15 protein-coding genes, 2 tRNA genes and 1 pseudogene are annotated in these 16,916 nt (G+C 73.4%); 12 read left to right on the top strand and 6 right to left on the bottom strand.

Going from position 1 to position 16,916, the window contains the following annotated elements; all coding sequences use genetic code 11:
• Positions 1-39 precede the first annotated feature (39 nt).
• The 3 genes from AB0O07_RS14895 to AB0O07_RS14885 all read left to right on the top strand — a co-directional run bounded on the left by AB0O07_RS14895 (position 40) and on the right by AB0O07_RS14885 (position 2,594).
• Positions 40-113 (top strand) — tRNA-Met (locus tag AB0O07_RS14895).
• Positions 114-306: 193 nt separating this feature from the next.
• Positions 307-2,331: a tetratricopeptide repeat protein gene (locus tag AB0O07_RS14890; protein WP_365632112.1), complete on the top strand. Its 2,025-nt coding sequence runs from the start codon at positions 307-309 to the stop codon at positions 2,329-2,331.
• Between the two features lie 189 nt (positions 2,332-2,520).
• Positions 2,521-2,594 (top strand) — tRNA-Met (locus tag AB0O07_RS14885).
• Between the two features lie 93 nt (positions 2,595-2,687).
• On the opposite strand, the gene AB0O07_RS14880 is transcribed toward AB0O07_RS14885, so the two are convergent.
• A complete protein-coding gene (locus tag AB0O07_RS14880; RefSeq protein ID WP_365632109.1) occupies positions 2,688-3,089 on the bottom strand; it encodes a CBS domain-containing protein in 402 nt (133 codons plus the stop codon).
• 251 nt (positions 3,090-3,340) lie between these two features.
• On the bottom strand, positions 3,341-4,141 hold the full coding sequence (gene hisN / locus AB0O07_RS14875) for a histidinol-phosphatase (protein ID WP_365632106.1): 801 nt from the start codon (positions 4,139-4,141) through the stop codon (positions 3,341-3,343).
• Between the two features lie 139 nt (positions 4,142-4,280).
• On the opposite strand from hisN, the gene AB0O07_RS14870 reads away from it, so the two are divergent.
• On the top strand, positions 4,281-5,048 hold the full coding sequence (locus tag AB0O07_RS14870) for a TetR/AcrR family transcriptional regulator (RefSeq protein WP_365632103.1): 768 nt from the start codon (positions 4,281-4,283) through the stop codon (positions 5,046-5,048).
• Here the strand turns inward: AB0O07_RS14870 and AB0O07_RS14865 are convergent.
• The 4 genes from AB0O07_RS14865 to AB0O07_RS14850 form a co-directional block, all read right to left on the bottom strand.
• Entirely contained in the window at positions 5,014-5,337 is a 324-nt protein-coding gene (locus AB0O07_RS14865) for a multidrug efflux SMR transporter (RefSeq protein ID WP_365632100.1), read from the bottom strand. The genes AB0O07_RS14870 and AB0O07_RS14865 overlap by 35 nt on opposite strands.
• A gap of 150 nt (positions 5,338-5,487) precedes the next feature.
• Positions 5,488-6,498 (bottom strand): ribosome small subunit-dependent GTPase A, encoded by a 1,011-nt coding sequence (gene rsgA, locus AB0O07_RS14860; RefSeq protein ID WP_365632097.1) that lies wholly within the window; start codon positions 6,496-6,498, stop codon positions 5,488-5,490.
• A gap of 4 nt (positions 6,499-6,502) precedes the next feature.
• The gene (aroA, locus tag AB0O07_RS14855; protein ID WP_365632094.1) at positions 6,503-7,855 is read right to left on the bottom strand and encodes a 3-phosphoshikimate 1-carboxyvinyltransferase; all 1,353 of its coding nucleotides are present in this window, start codon (positions 7,853-7,855) and stop codon (positions 6,503-6,505) included.
• A gap of 141 nt (positions 7,856-7,996) precedes the next feature.
• Positions 7,997-8,710 (bottom strand): M50 family metallopeptidase, encoded by a 714-nt coding sequence (locus AB0O07_RS14850; protein ID WP_365633054.1) that lies wholly within the window; start codon positions 8,708-8,710, stop codon positions 7,997-7,999.
• 189 nt (positions 8,711-8,899) lie between these two features.
• Here AB0O07_RS14850 and AB0O07_RS14845 point away from each other — a divergent pair, with 189 nt between their 5' ends.
• The 8 genes and pseudogenes from AB0O07_RS14845 (at position 8,900) to def (ending at position 16,872) form a co-directional block, all read left to right on the top strand.
• Positions 8,900-9,715 carry an SOS response-associated peptidase gene (locus AB0O07_RS14845; RefSeq protein ID WP_365633051.1) on the top strand — a complete coding sequence of 272 codons (816 nt, stop codon included), beginning with the start codon at positions 8,900-8,902 and terminating at the stop codon, positions 9,713-9,715.
• 141 nt (positions 9,716-9,856) lie between these two features.
• Positions 9,857-10,558 carry an alpha/beta family hydrolase gene (locus AB0O07_RS14840; RefSeq protein WP_365633048.1) on the top strand — a complete coding sequence of 234 codons (702 nt, stop codon included), beginning with the start codon at positions 9,857-9,859 and terminating at the stop codon, positions 10,556-10,558.
• Between the two features lie 303 nt (positions 10,559-10,861).
• Complete coding sequence (locus AB0O07_RS14835) at positions 10,862-11,521, top strand: sigma-70 family RNA polymerase sigma factor (RefSeq protein ID WP_365632091.1); 660 nt, start codon at positions 10,862-10,864, stop codon at positions 11,519-11,521.
• On the top strand, positions 11,518-11,817 hold the full coding sequence (rsrA, locus tag AB0O07_RS14830; RefSeq protein ID WP_365632088.1) for a mycothiol system anti-sigma-R factor: 300 nt from the start codon (positions 11,518-11,520) through the stop codon (positions 11,815-11,817). Before AB0O07_RS14835 ends, rsrA begins: the two co-directional genes overlap by 4 nt.
• 174 nt (positions 11,818-11,991) lie before the next feature.
• Positions 11,992-13,305 (top strand): annotated as a pseudogene (locus AB0O07_RS14825) (HD-GYP domain-containing protein); the annotation flags it as partial.
• Between the two features lie 341 nt (positions 13,306-13,646).
• A complete protein-coding gene (locus AB0O07_RS14820; protein WP_365632085.1) occupies positions 13,647-14,942 on the top strand; it encodes an HD domain-containing protein in 1,296 nt (431 codons plus the stop codon).
• 95 nt (positions 14,943-15,037) lie between these two features.
• On the top strand, positions 15,038-16,042 hold the full coding sequence (locus AB0O07_RS14815; protein WP_365632082.1) for a hypothetical protein: 1,005 nt from the start codon (positions 15,038-15,040) through the stop codon (positions 16,040-16,042).
• Positions 16,043-16,209: 167 nt separating this feature from the next.
• Entirely contained in the window at positions 16,210-16,872 is a 663-nt protein-coding gene (gene def / locus AB0O07_RS14810) for a peptide deformylase (RefSeq protein WP_365632079.1), read from the top strand.
• Positions 16,873-16,916 lie beyond the last annotated feature (44 nt).

Below are 16,916 nucleotides of genomic sequence, written 5' to 3'. Positions count from 1 at the left end.
GCGCGACCTCCACCCCGTGGTACGGTTGGTACACAACGACGCGGGGTGGAGCAGCTCGGTAGCTCGCTGGGCTCATAACCCAGAGGTCGCAGGTTCAAATCCTGTCCCCGCTACGGCGAAGTGAAAGGCCCGGATCCTTCTAGGATCCGGGCCTTTCGCATGTGCCCGTCCCAACTGGGTCTCAGGTCGGCCCAGTTGGTCCATGGCGGGTTTGATGTGTCTCTCTGTGGGCATGTCGACAAAACGCTGTAGTGACCTTGTGGGGCGCGGTATACCGGCTGTACGCGGCCGGCGGGTGGTGCGACGATGGAAAATATGGGGGATAGGGCAACTCTGTTGGAGACAGGGCGGTATGTGCAGCCACACGTGAACGAGGCGACCGGTGGGACGACCGGCGCAGGCGGTGCGGGGCGCGTCGCCGGCGCCGTCGGTGCCGTTGACGGGGCGGACACCGCGGCGGAGGCCGGATACCGCAAGGCCGCCGACGCGGGGGACACCGCGTCGATGAGCCTGCTCGGCGCGATGCTGCTGCGCCGTGGTGACCTCGACGGCGCCGAGCCGTATCTGCGCGCGGCGACCGCCGAGGGCGAGCGCGCCGCCGCGAACAACCTGGGCGTGCTGCTGCACCAGCGCGGCTACGTCGACGAGGCGGCCGGCTGGTGGCGGATCGCCGCCGTCGCCGGATCCGCCCCCGCGGCCCACGCGCTCGGCCGCCACTACCGCGAACTCGGCGACGAGCCGGCCGCCGAGTACTGGCTGCGCCAGTCCGCCGAGCAGGGCCACGCGCTGGGCGCGTACGCCCTCGCCGACCTGCTGGAGCACCGCAGCGACGTCGGGGCCGAGCGCTGGCTGCGCGCCGCCGCCGAGCAGGGCCACCGCGAGGCCTCGTACCGGCTGGCGCGGATGCTGGAGCGCCGGGCGCGCGAGTCGGTACGCGCCGGCGCCGAGCCGGGGTACCGGACCGGGCCCGGCGCCCTGGCGCCGCGTGGCGGCCGTACCGGCCAGGAGCCGCTGCTCTCCCTCGACCCGGTCACCAGCACCGACCCCCGGCTGCCCGCGTACGCCGGGGCGCCGGCCACCGGGCGTGCCACCGGGACCAACGGCTCCGCGCCGGCCGCCGCGCTCGTCACCGAGGCCGCCCAGTGGTACCAGCAGGCCGCCGCGCGCGGCCACCGCAGGGCCGCCCTCCACCTCGGGGCGATCCTGGAGCGGCGCGGCGAGCTCAAGGAGGCCGGCCGCTGGTACCTCAGCGCCGCCAAGGACGGCGAGTCGCGGGCCGCCTGCGCCCTCGGCTTCCTGCTGCGCGACGCCGGGGACGAGGAGAGCGCCGCCGTCTGGTGGCTGCGCGCCGCCCAGGACGGCGACGGGAACGCCGCCAACGCGCTGGGCGCCCTGCACGCGGCGCGGGGCGAGTCGCAGACCGCCGAGCGCTGGTACCGGGCCGCCATGGACGCGGGCGACGTCAACGGCGCGTACAACCTCGGGCTGCTCTGCGCCGCCCAGGACCGTACGGTCCAGGCCGAGCAGTGGTACCGCCGCGCCGCCTACGCGGGCCACCGCGAGGCCGCCAACGCGCTCGCCGTGCTGCTCCTCCAGGCCGACGACCCGACCGGCGCCGAGCCCTGGTTCTCCAAGGCCGCCGAGGCGGGCAGCGTGGACGCCGCCTTCAACCTCGGCATCCTGTACGCGGGGCGCGACGACGACGGCGCCGCCCTGCGCTGGTACGAGCGCGCCGCCGCCGCCGGGCACACCGAGGCGGCCCTCCAGGTCGGCATCGCCTGCCTGCGCGACGGCGACGACCGGACGGCCGAGCGCCATCTGCGGTGCGCGGCCGGCGGCGGCAGCGCGGAGGCCGCCTTCCGGCTGGCCACGGTGCTCGACTCGCGCGAGCCGCCGCCCGGACCGCCCGCGCTCGGCGAACCGTACGGCGTCAAGAGCGAGTGCGAGCAGTGGTACGAGCGCGCCGCCGAGCAGGGCCACCGCCGGGCCCAGGTGCGCGTCGGCATGCTCGCCTCGGCCCGGGGCGACAACGGCGAGGCCGCCCACTGGTACCGGGAGGCCGCCGAGGCGGGCAGCCGCAACGGCGCCTTCAACCTCGGGCTGCTGCTGGCCCGCGAGGGGGCCGAGCGGGAGGCCGCGCTCTGGTGGACCCGGGCCGCCCAGGCCGGGCACGGCAGGGCCGCGCTCCGGCTCGCGCTGCTGGCCGCTCGCCGGGGCGAGCTGACCGAGGGGCAGCGCTGGTGCGCGCGCGCCGTCGAGCTCGGCCCCGCGGAGGTCGCGGAGCGCGCGGGGCGGCTGCGCGAGGCGCTGCACCAGGAGCTGACCGCCTGACCGCCGCCCCGCCTGACCGGCTGAGCCGCCTGACCGCCGCCCGCCTGACTGCCTGAGCCGCCGGGCCCCGGCCGGTCGGCCCCCGCTGCCCCCGGCCGCCCCGCGCCGACCAGCGGTGACGGCCGGTTCCACCGCCGGGAAACGGATTTGCACCCGCCCGGCACCGTGCCGTAATGTTTCATTCAACGGCGCGGGGTGGAGCAGCTCGGTAGCTCGCTGGGCTCATAACCCAGAGGTCGCAGGTTCAAATCCTGTCCCCGCTACTGAAGACCTGAGGCCCGGATCTCCGACGAGATCCGGGCCTCAGGCGTATGGGGCCACAGTGCGCCGAGGCAGGCGCCGGGTCGGACACCGGGTCAGCCGGCCAGGAGCGCCGCCTCGTGCCGGGACGGCGCCCAGCAGCGGAGGATGTCCCGCACGGAGACGATCCCGACGGGTTCGTGTTCGTCGAGCACGATCAGATGACGGAAACCGCCGGTCGACATGGCCGCCGCGGCCTCCTCCAGCGTCCACGCGGGCGAGGCGAAGACGACATCGTTCGTCGTGTGCGAGCAGGCCGTCTCGACATCGGGGCTCTGGCCGGCGCCGAGCGAGTTGAGGATGTCACGTTCGGTGAGGATGCCGATGCCGCAGTGGTCGGTGTCGAGCACGACGGCGGCGCCGACCCGCCGGGCCGCCATCAGTCCGGCGGCCTGGCGGAGGGTGTGGGTGGGGCCGATGGTCAGGACCACCGAGCTCATGGCGTCGCGGACAAGCATGGGGACGAGCCACCTCCTTGGTGAACCGCCTCCCGGGGAGCGGAGAGCCTTGGAGAAACGATTCACAAATTCACAAGTGGGGGGACTTTCAGAGTGGCACGGCTGCCCTGGGTCAACAAGGGGGCGGGAAGAGCACGGGCGGGGGCGCGCGTAAAACCGACAAACAGCCCCCGTCCGTGAAGGGGCCGGCGGGTCAACCCGTGAAGGAGTCCGGCGTACGTCGACGGCGCGCCGCACGTACGCCGTCGACGTCAGTAGCGCTGGTTCAGATACCCGAGAAGCTCCTCGTGGAGGATGCCGTTGGACGCCGCCGCGTTGCCGCTGTGCGGTCCCGGCCGGCCGTCGAGGCCGGTGAAGGCGCCGCCCGCCTCCTGAACCACGATCGCGGGCGCCGCCATGTCCCAGAGCGACAGTTCCGGCTCCGCGCACATGTCCACGGAGCCCTCGGCGACCATCATGTAGGGCCAGAAATCGCCATAACCGCGCGTCCGCCAACATGCCCGCGACAGATCCAGGAACCCGTCAAGACGACCTTGCTCCTCCCAGCCGGTCAGCGAGGAGTACGCGAACGACGCGTCCTGCACCCGGGAGACCTCCGAGACGCCCAGCCGCGTCGCGGACGACAGACTCCGCCCCGTGTACGCCCCGCTCCCCTTCGCGGCCCACCAGCGGCGGCCCAGCGCGGGGGCCGAGACTACGCCGACCACCGGTTCGTAACCGCCCTCACCCGCCACCATCAGCGCGATCAGCGTCGCCCAGACGGGCACCCCGCGTACATAGTTCTTCGTACCGTCGATCGGATCGACGACCCACCGGCGTGGACCCGTGCCCTCGACGCCGTACTCCTCCCCGAGGATCGCGTCGCGCGGTCTCGCCCGCTGGAGATGGCCACGGATCAGCTCCTCGGCCGCTTTGTCGGCCTCGCTCACCGGAGTCATGTCCGGTTTTGTCTCGACCTTGAGGTCCAGAGCCTTGAACCGGTCCATCGTCGCGGCGTCGGCGGCGTCCGCCAGTACATGGGCGAGGCGCAGGTCATCGTGGTAGTCGGGCATGGGCGCCACAGTATCCACCGTGCTGTCACCACGGCCACGGGCCCCTCGTCGCCGCGCGGCCGGAACCGGACGACGGTCTTGACAGTGAGCGACGGTACGTCAACTCTGTGCGCAGATCCGCACGGCCCCGGAGGCGACGATGCCCAGCGCGCGTGAAGCCCTACTCAGTGCCGCCCAGTCAGCCCTCGCCGACCAGCCCTGGTCGGCGGTGCGGATGGTCGACGTCGCGGCGGCGGGCGGGGTCTCCCGGCAGACCCTGTACAACGAGTTCGGCAGCAAGGACGGTCTGGCCCGCGCCCTCGTACGGCGCGAGGCGGACCGGTATCTGCACGGAGTGGAACGGCTGCTGCGCGAACGCGCCGACGCCGCCGACCGGCTGGTGGCGGTCGCCGAGTGGACCGTGGGGGAGGCGCGCGCCCGGCCGCTGCTGCGGGCCCTGCTCACCGGCTGCTGGGGCGAGTGGCTGCCCGCCCCGCGCCCGGTGAAGGCCGGCGCCCCGCAGTCCGGGATCCCCGCCCAGCGCCGCGCCGACGCGGGGCCGCCCGCCACCACCGAGCTGGTGGCGCTCGTACGGGACCGGTCGGCGGCGGCGCTGGACCCCAGCAGGAAGGACCACGGGCGGCCGGAGCACGGCCGGGCGGAACCGGGGCGTACGGACGGGGCGCGGGGGGAGCACGGGCGGGGCGAGCACGGTCACCCGGGGCACCTGAGCCCCGTCGGCCACAGCAGGTTCGCCGCGTACGGCCGTACCGAACTGCTCTACCGGTGCGAACTCGCCATGCGGCTCGCGCTCGCCCATCTGGTCGCGCCGGGGGCGGAACCCATCGGTCCGCTGGTCCGCACCGCCGTCACCGCCTCGCCGTCCGCGCTGCTCAGTGCGCCGAGCCCGAGAGCTGGAGCCCGATGACGCCGACGATCACCAGGGAGATCGAGACCAGCTTGAGCACGGAGACGATGTCGCCGAGGAAGACCATTCCGTAGATCGCCGTACCGGCGGCGCCGATCCCCGTCCACACCGCGTACGCCGGGCCCACGTCCAGCCGCTTCAGCGCGAGCGTCAGCAGCCCGAAACTCCCCAGCGCGAACGCGGCGAAGGCGACCGTCGGCCAGAGCCGGGTGAAGCCGTGGGACAGCTTGAGACAGACCGCGAAGCCCGTTTCGAGGATGCCCGCCACCACCACAAGCAGCCACGCCATGTCAGAGATCTCCCCACGTCAGCGACGGCCGCGGCCCCGCGGGCCGCGCCGCGGACCATCTGTGACCACCTGTCCCACCTGGTGTGATTATGCCCTTACCAGGCGTCCAGGTCCGCAAACGTGCGTATCGGCCGTCCTCGCGTCAGCGGATCAGTCGCCCTCGCGCCGCTCCCGCGTGGCGAGCAGCCGCCGCAGCGAGTACAGCCGGGCCGGGTCCGCGTGCCCCTCCGCGACCCAGGCGTCCAGCGCGCACTCCGGCTCGTCGTGGCTGCACGCGCGGGGGCACCCCTCCGTCCCCGGCACCAGATCGGGGAAGGCGAGGACGACTCGTGAGGGGTCGACGTGGTGGAGGCCGAAGGAGCGGATGCCCGGGGTGTCGATCACCCACCCCTCCGCCTTGGCCAGCGGCAGCGCCAGCGCCGAGGTGGTGGTGTGCCTGCCGCGCCCCGTCACCGCGTTGACGTCGCCGGTGACGCGCTGCCGGTCGTCCGGGACGAGGGCGTTGACCAGAGTCGTCTTGCCGACCCCGGAGTGGCCGACGAAGGCCGTGACCCGGCCGTCGAGGTACTCCCGTACGAGATCGGCCGCGTGGCCGCTCGCCAGCTCGTCCCGGCGGGTGACGACATGGCGGATGCCGAGCGCCCGGTACGTCTCCAGCAGCTCGTCCGGCGACGCGAGATCGGACTTGGTGAGCACGAGGAGCGGTTCGAGGCCGCCGTCGAACGCCGCGACCAGACAGCGGTCGACGAGGCGCGGGCGCGGCTCCGGGTCGGCGAGCGCGGTGACGATGGCGAGCTGGTCGGCGTTGGCGACGACGACCCGCTCGTACGGGTCGTCGTCGTCCGCTGTGCGGCGGAGCACGGAACGGCGCTTCTCGATCCGGACGATCCGCGCGAGGGTGTCCTTCTTGCCGGACAAGTCCCCCACCAGGAAGACCTGGTCCCCGACGACGGCGGCCTTGCGGCCCAGCTCGCGCGCCTTCATCGCCACGACGGTCCGGTCCTCGACCAGGCAGGTCAGCCGCCCCCGGTCGACGGTGAGGACCATGCCCTCGGACGCGTCCTCGTGCTTGGGCCTGATGTTGGTGCGCGGCCGGTTGCCCTTGGGGTTGGGGCGGGAGCGGATGTCGTCCTCGTCGGGGTTCTTGCCGTAGCGCCGCATGCCGTCAGGCTCCTGCTCCCGCGAGCATCTCTGTCCACATCCGCGGGAAGTCGGGCAGGGTCTTGGCGGTCGTGCCGACGTTCTCGATCTCCACGCCGTCCACGACCAGGCCGATGATCGACCCGGCGGTGGCCATGCGGTGGTCGTCGTACGTGTGGAACACGCCGCCGTGCAGCGGGCGCGGGCGGATGTGCAGCCCGTCCGCGGTCTCGGTGACGTCCCCGCCCAGCTCGTTGATCTCCTTGGTGAGCGCGGCCAGCCGGTCCGTCTCGTGGAGCCGCAGATGGGCGACGCCGCGCAGGGTGGACGGCGAGTCGGCGAGCGCGGCGACGGCGGCGATGCCGGGCGTCAGCTCGCCGACCTCGCCCAGGTCGAGATCGACACCGTGGATCCGGCCGGAGCCCGTGAGGGTGAGGCTGGTGCCCTCGGCGGTCTCGGTGAACTCGCAGGAGCCGCCCATCGCGGTGAAGATCTCGCGCAGCGCGTCACCCGGCTGGGTGGTCCGCGCGGGCCAGTCGGGGATGGTCACCCGGCCGCCGGTGACCAGTGCGGCGGCGAGGAACGGCTGGGCGTTGGACAGATCCGGCTCGACCGTCAGATCGCGGCCCAGCAGCGCGCTGGGGACGACCCGCCAGACATTCGGCTCGCCGCCCGTCTCGGGCTCGTCCACCTGTGCGCCGACCCCGCGCAGCATGTCGACGGTCATCCGGATGTGCGGCATCGAGGGCAGCCGGGGGCCGGTGTGCCGTACCTCCACGCCCTGGTTGAAGCGCGGCCCCGAGAGCAGCAGCGCCGAGACGAACTGGGAGGAGGCGGAGGCGTCGATCTCGACGGTGCCGCCCTCCAGGGCGCCGCCGCCGTGCACGGTCAGCGGGAGCGCGCCGCGCTCGTCGTCGTCGATCCGGGCGCCGAGCACGCGGAGCGCGTCGATCACGCTGTGCAGGGGACGCTCGTACGACCGGGGATCGCCGTCGAACCGTACGGGGCCGTCGGCGAGGGTCGCCACGGGCGGCAGGAAGCGCATCACCGTACCGGCGTTGCCGACGTCCACCGAGGCCGGGCCGTGGAGTCCGGCCGGGATCACCCGCCAGGCCTCACCGGTGGTGGCGGCCCCCGCGGAGGCGGAGGAGACGGTCTCCTCGATGCCGACGCCCATCGCGCGCAGCGCCTCGGCCATCAGCAGGGTGTCGCGGGAGCGCAGCGGGCGGCGCAGCCAGCCGGGTTCGGCGGCCAGCGCGGCGAGGACGAGGCCGCGGTTGGTGACCGATTTTGATCCGGGCACGGTGACCGTCGCTTCGACGGCCCCGCTTGCGCAGGGGGCGGGCCAGAGGGCGGAGTGCACGGAGCTTTCGGTCATGCCCCACACTTTAGTGGCTCTTGACGGAGCCTGATCCTGATCAAAAGCGCGGCAACCCGGGCGAAATATGAGCGTGGTAGGCCCCATGGGCGACACCTGGATGTCCTCTGGGTGTCGGTACGCGCACGGCGTGCCCGGCGCTCACAGGTCCAGCAGCCAGCGGGCGCCGCCGATCAGCGAACAGATCGAGACGGCGTGGAAGAAGAGCAGCCACACCAGCGGCGGCGTGTGGGTGAGCCGGCCGAGCTGGTCCGCGTCGGAGTCCCCGCCTCCCTCGTACCGCCGCTTGGCCTGGAGTTCGAAGGCCGGGCGCACACCGCCGAGGAGCAGGAACCAGACGGCCGTATAGGCGAACGCCGCTTGTATGTCAGGGCCGGTCATCCAGGAGATGAGGAAGAAGGCGGCGCCTGTGATGATCACAGTGAGTGCCCCATAGGCGTTCCTGATCATCACGAGCATGGCGAGCAGAAGAGCCGTCGTCAGCCAGAGCAGCAGCGTGATGTGGTCGGCGGCGAGCAGCCACGCGCCGCCGAGCCCCAGCAGCGGCGGGGCGGTGTACCCGGCGGCGGCCGTGAGGATCATCCCGATCCCGGTGGGCCTGCCCCGGCTGACCGTGAGCCCCGAGGTGTCCGAGTGCAGCCGTATCCCGTCCAGCCGACGCCCCGTGACCAGGGCTATGAGCCCGTGGCCGCCCTCGTGGGCGATGGTGATCGCGTTGCGGGAGAGCCGCCACAGCACACGCGGGAGGACGGCGGCGAGCGCGACGGCCGCGGTGGCGAACACGAGCCACTCGTCCGGGGCGGACTGCGTGCCGGCGACGCGGTCCCACAGATCGCCGAGCGGGGTCGGGTCGATGGTGGCCATTGCTTGGAAGGCTCCTCACCTGGGGGTGGATCGTGGCAGTCTGGCACTCATACGGGGTACGGGGGAAAGACGCTCACGCGCCGCCCGCCGTTCCGGAGCACGGGAACGCACAGCGAGTTCATAAGAGCCGCCCCATAAGGCGTGTCCTTACGGCGGGCTCATAAGGTGGTCGACAAGCAGATGTGCGGCAGGTACGCGGCGAGCCGCCGGCCCGAGGACCTTCAGGGGATCTTCGGCATCGAGAAGTGGGAGCCGGAGGAGACGCTCGCCCCGGACTGGAACGTGGCCCCCACCAAGGAGGTCTACGCGGTCCTCGAACGCCCTCTGAAGGGCGCTTCGACGCCGCGCCCGGTGCGCCAGTTGCGGCGGCTCCGCTGGGGCCTCGTGCCGTCCTGGTCGAAGACGCCCGAGGGCGCCGCCCGGATGATCAACGCGCGGGCCGAGACCGTCCACGAGAAGCCGTCGTTCCGGGGGCCCTTCGCCTCGCGGCGGTGCATCGTGCCCGCCGACGGCTACTACGAGTGGGTCACCGGCTCCGACGAACGGCAGTTGGAGGAGCAGGGCAGGAAGAAGCGGACGCGGAAGCAGCCGTACTTCGTCACCCCCGCCGACGGGTCGGTGATGGCGATGGCCGGGGTGTACGAGTTCTGGCGCGACCCGACCCTGCCGCCGGACCACCCCCGGGCGTGGTGGGCGACCTGCTCCGTGATCACCACGGAGGCCGAGACGACCCCGCTCGGTGTGGCGCCCGCCGAAGGCCCCGCCGCGCTCGCCGACATCCACCCCCGGATGCCGCTGATGCTCACCCCGGACCGCTGGGACGCCTGGCTCGACCCGGCCCGTACCGACCTGGAGGACCTGCGGGGGCTGCTCACGCCGCCGCCGGCCGGGCTGATGCGGGCGTACCCGGTCACGACGGCGGTCAGCAAGGTGCGGAACAACGGGCCCGAGCTGCTGGCGGAGCTGGAGGCGCCGGAGGAGTCCACCCTGTTCTGAGGAGTCCGCCCTCTTCTGAGGGCGCGTCTGAGGGCGCGTCGCGCCGAGGCTGCCTCAGGGGCGGGTCGTTCCAGGGCCGTGTCGTCCGGAAAGCGTGGCCGGGGGCGGCAGGATGGCCGGATGGACGGAGTGAGCGACGCAGTGAGCAAGATCGTGGAAACCCCGGCCGGGGACGCCCGGATCACCTGGCACCACGCGGAGGACGCCCGGCTCGTCCTCGCCCTCGGCCATGGCGCGGGCGGCGGGATCGAGGCGCGCGACCTGCGCGCTCTCGCCGGGGCGCTGCCGCCGCTCGGGGTGAGCGTCGCCCTGGTGGAGCAGCCCTGGCGGGTGGCCGGGAAGAAGGTGGCCCCCGCGCCCGCGACCCTGGACACCGGCTGGCGCGCGGTGTGGCCCGCGCTGGCGGAGCGGGGGCCCGGCGTCGTCGCGGGCGGGCGGAGCGCCGGGGCGCGGGTGGCCTGCCGTACGGCGCGCGAACTGGGCGCCGTGGCCGTCCTCGCGCTGAGCTTCCCGCTCCACCCGCCGGGCCGGCCCGAGCGGTCACGGGCGGCCGAACTGCTGGGCTCCGGGGTGCCCACCCTGGTCGTACAGGGAGCGCGTGACCCCTTCGGGAGGCCCGAGGAGTTCCCGGCCGCCTCGGGTACGCCGTCTGCCGGGTCGTCTGCCGGGCCCTCGGGCGCTTCCTCGGCGGACGCCGCTGTAGACCCGTACACGCTGGTCGAAGTCCCCTGTGCGGATCACTCCTTCGCCGTACCCAAGAGCGCGCCGTTCGGGCCGGACGAGGCGCTGGAGGTGATCACCGGGGGCGTGGCCGGCTGGCTGGCCGGGGTGACGGGCGGGTGACGGGTGGGCCCGAAGCCTCCGGAGCCGGGGGTTCCGGGCGGGAATGATGCGGGCGGGGTCGCTGTTGTCAGGAACACCGGCACACCGCACGTCGAGCATCGAGAGGGAGTCCGTCGTATGGGTTCGACCATCTGCCCGCGCCGCCCAGACACCACCGAACTGGAGTGGACTGTGCTTTCCGCGGCCAAGAACGCCCCTGGTCGGGCCGGTGCCGTGGTGGACCGACAGGCCCCGTCCCAGCAAGGTCGACTATTCTCCGATTCGAGTGGGTCCGGCTTCGGATCCGCCACAGCGTTGGAGGAGGTGGGTCCGGTCACTGGGACCGACGGAGCGACCGACGACGGCCACATCGAAGAGACCACCGCCGAGCGCAACGCCCGCTTCGAGCGTGACGCCCTCGGCTACCTCGATCAGATGTACTCGGCCGCCCTGCGCATGACGCGCAATCCGGCCGATGCCGAGGACCTGGTGCAGGAGACCTATGCCAAGGCGTACGCCTCCTTCCACCAGTTCCGTGAGGGGACCAACCTCAAGGCCTGGATGTACCGCATCCTCACGAACACCTTCATCAACTCGTACCGCAAGAAGCAGCGCGAGCCGCAGCGCAGCGCCGCCGAGGAGATCGAGGACTGGCAGCTCGCGCGGGCCGAGTCGCACATGTCGACCGGGCTGCGCTCCGCCGAGTCCCAGGCGCTGGACCATCTGCCGGACTCCGATGTGAAGGCTGCCCTCCAGGCGATTCCCGAGGAGTTCCGCATCGCGGTCTATCTCGCGGACGTCGAGGGCTTTGCGTACAAGGAGATCGCGGACATCATGGGGACACCCATCGGTACGGTGATGTCGCGGCTCCACCGTGGGCGCCGCCAGTTGCGCGGCATGCTGGAGGACTACGCCCGTGATCGCGGGCTCGTTCCGGCCGGTGCCGGGGAGTCGTCGGACGATCGGAAAGGTTCGGGCTCATGAGCTGCGGGAAGCCGCATGAGACGGATTGCGCGGAGGTGCTCGACCACCTTTACGAATTCCTCGACCGGGAGATGTCCGACAGCGAGTGCACCAAGTTCGAGGTGCACTTCGAGGAGTGCTCCCCGTGCCTGGAGAAGTACGGGCTGGAGCGCGCCGTCAAGAAGCTGGTGAAACGGTGCTGCGGCCATGACGACGTGCCGGCGGACCTGCGCGCCAAGGTGCTGGGGCGGATCGATCTGATCCGCTCGGGCGAGGTGGTGCCCGATGATGACGTGTCCACGACGCCATCGGGATGAACCGGGACGGACCGGAGCGGGGGCGTATCGCACGATGTGCGGTGCGCCCCCGTCACTGTCTCTAGCACCTTTTTCACCCGAAGGTGCTAATCGGCGCCAATTACCCGATGATCGCCCCCCAACTCGCTAGCCTGACCCTCTGTTTGGGCGGGTCCGTGGGATGGGGGGAGACGCGTGAGGTCCATACCGGGTGCGGCGCGCGCGTACGTTCTGGTGGCCGCGATCTGCGCCGCCGCCTGCGTCCAGCCCGCCGTCGAGGACCCCGGTGCCACACCCTGGCGGGCCTGCGCGCTGCTCGCCGTGGTGTACGCGCTCTGTGAGCTGCCCGCCCGCTGCCGGGTCCTCGGGCGCTCGCTCAACGGCTCCGCCCCCGTCGCCGCCGGATCGTTCTTCCCCGTCCTGCTCGCCGCCGCCCTGCTGCTGCCGCCCGCCGCCGCTGCCCTGGTCGCCGTCCCCGGCGCGCTGCTCGGCCGGGTCGAACAGCGCCCGCGCGGTCCCCGGCGGGTCTGGCGCGCGGCCCAGCTCGCCCTCGCCACCTGGGCGGCCTCCCGCGCCCAGGTGCTCTTCGGCGGCCCGGTCGCGCTCGGCGGCGGGGGGTACGGGCTGACGGTGCCCGACTTCCCGTACGTCCTGCTCCCGGCCGGCGCCGCCGCGCTCGCCTTCTGCCTGGTCCTGACGGCGCTGGACGGCTCCATCCTGGTCGTCGCCGAGCGGATGGACCCGCGCACCGCCTGGCGCGGACTGCTCGGCCGCTCGCTCGCCCCGCACGCCGCGCACGGCCTGGCCGGGCTGATGATGGCGGTCCTGTGGCGCAGCCCGTACGGTCCGCTCTCCGCGCTGCTGGTGCTGCTGCCGATGTACATCTCCTGCTGGGTCTTCGCCCAGTACCACCGGGAGCGCGCCGCCCACCAGGCCACCATCAGGGCGCTCGTCCAGGCCGTCGACATCAAGGACACCTACACCCGGGGGCACAGCGAGCGGGTAGGTCACGCCTCCGTGCTGATCGCCCAGGAGCTGGGCATGGAGCGGGAGCGGATCGAAGTCCTCCGCTTCGCCGGGATCCTCCACGACGTCGGCAAGCTCGGTGTGCCGACGCGCGTGCTGCGCAAGGACGGCCCGCTGACGCCCGAGGAGCGCCGCGTCATCGAACTGCACCCCGAGTACGGCCACGAGATGGTGCGCGGCATCGCCTTCCTGGGCGAGGCGCGCGGCGCCATCCTGCACCACCACGAACGGCTGGACGGCAGCGGCTACCCGTACGGGCTCGCGGGGGAGCGGATCCCGGAGTTCGCCCGGGTGGTGGCGGTGGCCGACGCCTTCGACGCGATGACCTCGACCCGCTCGTACCGGCGCGGCAGGCCGGTCCCGGCGGCGGTGGCCGAGCTGGAACGGTGCGCGGGGACGCAGTTCGACCCGGCGATGGTACGGGCCCTGGTGCGCGCCCTGGACCGGCACGGCTGGAGCACGGCCGTCACGGCGGACGAACCGGACGGGCCGGGCGGAGCGGGGGGTCCGGGCCGTCCCGGGGGCTGGTCCGGCACACCGGACGCAGGGGCCCCGGCCGCCCCAGGGCGGCGCGGAAACGTCCCTTCGGCCCGTACGGCGGCGGCCGGCCCCCGGGCCGCGAGCAGCCCACCGGCCACAAGCGGGGCACCAGTCGCGGGCGGCACACCGGCCACCAGCGGCCCACGAGCCACGAGCGGCGCGCCCGCCGCTCCCGGGGCACGGGCCGACGCCGCCCCCTCCGGCCCACGAGCCCCCCGTAACCACACCGGCACCTCGGGACCCGGGGGCCGCGCCTCCCACTCCGCACCCCAGGGCGGCCGCCGATGAGCGCCGCCACCACCGTGCGCGCCCCGGCCGGCCGGTCGCGCCGTACCGTCCCGTTCCCCGTCGCCGCCGTCTACGGCGCCGCCGGGGCGCTCACCGCCGCCGGGCTCGCCTCGGCCCTCTGGTACGGCCTGGCGCAGCCCCGGATCGCGCTCGCCTTCGGCGTCCTCATCGCCGTCGGCGAACTCGCCCGCTGGGGCGCGCTCCCCGGCGAGCGCGAACCCGCCCCGCTCGGCGCCGCCGGTGCGCTCGGCTACGCCCTGCTCGGCGAGAACGCCGGACAGGGGACCAGCCACGGGGTGCTCCAGACCGTCGCCGTCGTCGTCACCGCCACGCTCGCCGGCGCCGTCCCGCATGTCGTGCGCGGCGCCGGGCCCGCCCTGGACCACCTGGTCAGACGGGTCCTGACGGTCGCCTTCGCCGCCGTCTGCTTCCAGCCGCTCTACCACTCCGGCGAACTCCGCGCCCATATCGGCTCGGGACCCGGCTACGCCCTCCTCCTGATCCTGCTGCTCGCCCTCACCGCGCTCTGCGACGCCGTACTCGCCGCCCTCGTGCTCCGCGCCCGTACCCGCCACCCCTTCGGGCCGCTGCTCCGCGACGAACTGCGCGCCCTGCTCCACATCGGCTCGGCCGTCTGCGCCACCGGCGCGGTCATCGCCCTCGGGGTCGCCGTCGCGGGCCTCTGGGCGCTGCCCGTCTTCTGCGTACCCCTGCTCCTCACCCAGCTCTCCTTCCGCCGGTACGCCGCCGTGCGCGCCACGTACCGGCAGACCATCGCCTCGCTCGCGCGCGCCACCGAGATCGCCGGGTACACCCGGCACGGCCACGCCCGCAGGGTCGCCGACCTCAGCCGGGCCGTCGGCCGCGAACTGGGGCTCTCGGGGCCCGAACTGACCGTCCTGGAGTACGCCGCGCTCATGCACGACATCGGACAGCTCTCCCTCGTCGACCCGGTGCCCGAGGGCGCCACCGCCCTCCTCCCGGTCGCGGAACAGCGCCGTATCGCGCTGCTCGGCGGCGCCGTGGTCCGCCAGACCGGGGTGCCCGCCGCCGTCGCCATGGTGGTGGAGCGGCAGGCCGACCCGTACCGCGAGCAACCGCTCTCCGCGCGGATCGTCCGGGCCGTGAATGCGTACGACGACCTCACGGGGGGAAGTGCCCCTGCGAGCGGGCCGCTCAGCGCGCTGGAGCGGCTGCGGCTCGGAACGGGGCGCGACTACCAGCCCGAGGTGGTCGAATCCCTGGCGCGCGTCCTCTCCCGGGGCTGCTCGGTGCCTGGTGGGACGGGGTAACCGATGGGTAATGAGCGGGCGTCCGACCCGGCATGGTTGGATGCGAAGAAGAGGATGTCAGGGGGCACTGCCCGAACGACCGGCAGGCGGGAATCGTGAGGATCTTCGGGAAGGTACGGCATCGGCCCTCCGCCTCGTGGCGGCAGGCCACCGACCGCGCGTTCACGCTGATCGGCGACGGCCGGTACGAGGACGCGGGCGCGCTGCTGACACGGGCCGCCGATCTGGAACCGTGGCTCTCCGAGTCCTGGTTCAATCTGGCGCTGCTGCACAAGTTCCGGCACGACTGGGAGCAGGCCCGCGCCGCTGGACTGCGCGCCGTGGCCCTGCTCGACAAGGAGACCGGCGCCCCGGACTGGTGGAACGTCGGGATCGCCGCCACCGCCCTCCAGGACTGGCCGCTGGCCCGCCGCGCCTGGCAGGCGTACGGCCTGCGGGTGCCCGGCCAGCCGCACAGCGCGGAGGCGAACGCCGAGCCCGACGGCATGGAGCTGGGCAGCGCGACCGTACGGCTCTCCCCGGAGGGCGAGGCCGAGGTGGTCTGGGGGCGGCGGCTCGACCCGGCGCGGATCGAGGTGCTGTCGATCCCGCTGCCCTCGTCCGGGCGCCGCTGGGGCGAGGTCGTGCTGCACGACGGGGTCCCGAACGGCGAGCGTACGACCACGGCGGGCCCTGGCGGCACTGTCCGCTCGTACCCCGTCTTCGACGAGATCGAACTGTGGGCGCCCTCCCCGGTGCCGACCTGGGTGGTGCTCCTCGAAGCGGCCACGGAGGCGGACCGGGACGCCCTGGAACGGCTGGCGGCCGACGCGGGGTTCGCGGCGGAGGACTGGTCGTCGTCGGTACGGCTGCTCTGCCGGGCCTGTTCGGAGTCGACCATGCCGACCGCCGAGGGCGACGGCGAGCACCTCGACCCGCACGACCACAGCGAACCGGGCCATCCCGGGCCGCTGGGGCACCGTACGGCGGGCGAGCTGTGGGCGCCGGAGCGCGAGTGCGGGATCGCGGCGCCGCCGGGGCTGGTGCGGGGGCTGCTGGACGGGTGGGTGGCGGACAGTCCGGACACCCGGGAGTGGCGCGACCTCGAAGAGGTGTGCTGAGGCGCGGTGCGTCGCTTCCTTACTGCCGCCTGGTCCGCGAGCTGCCCTTAGGCTGTACGGGCAGCGTCCACACCACCCCCGGCACCGCGCACGGAGCGCGCGAGGGGCGCGGGGAGTGTGCGGGGGCGCGCAGGCAGCATCGGGACCGAGGAAGGCATACGGCGGACATGGCGCAGCAGGAGACGGACCAGGGGTACGAGGGCGCGACCTCGGTGGCCGAGGCGGAGCCGGGGGACGGCTTCGCGGACGACACGCAGGACGCGGCGGCGCGCGAGCTGGCGCACCGCGAGCGCGGCACGTCGCGTCCGATCACCGTGGTCGGGAACCCGGTCCTCCACAAGGAGTGCCAGGACGTCACGGAGTTCGGCGACGAACTCGCCGCACTGATCGACGACATGTTCGCCAGCCAGCACACCGCCGAGGGCGTGGGCCTGGCGGCCAACCAGATCGGTGTGGACCTCAAGGTCTTCGTCTACGACTGCCCGGACGACGACGGCGTACGGCACGTGGGCGCCGTCTGCAACCCGGTGCTGGAGGAACTGCCCCCGGCGCGGCGCCGGCTGGACGACTCCAACGAGGGGTGCCTCTCCGTACCCACCGCGTACGCCGCGCTCGCGCGCCCCGACTACGCCGTGGTGCGCGGCCAGGACGCCCAGGGCAACCCGATCCGGGTCGCGGGCACCGGCTACTTCGCGCGCTGCCTCCAGCACGAGACGGACCATCTGTACGGCTACCTGTACATCGACCGGCTGTCGAAGCGCGACCGGAAGGACGCGCTGCGGCAGATGGAGGAGAACACGCCGCGCTACGAGACCGTGCCCAACGCCTGAGCGGAGGGCTGTGGCCGGGGCCCGGTGTGCGCGGCCCGGTGTGC

The sequence above is a fragment of the Streptomyces sp. NPDC093085 genome (assembly GCF_040683935.1).
In the GTDB taxonomy this organism is placed as follows: domain Bacteria; phylum Actinomycetota; class Actinomycetes; order Streptomycetales; family Streptomycetaceae; genus Streptomyces.
The sequence above is the reverse complement of the archived record's forward strand: the minus strand, read 5'-3'. Positions and strand labels throughout refer to the sequence as shown.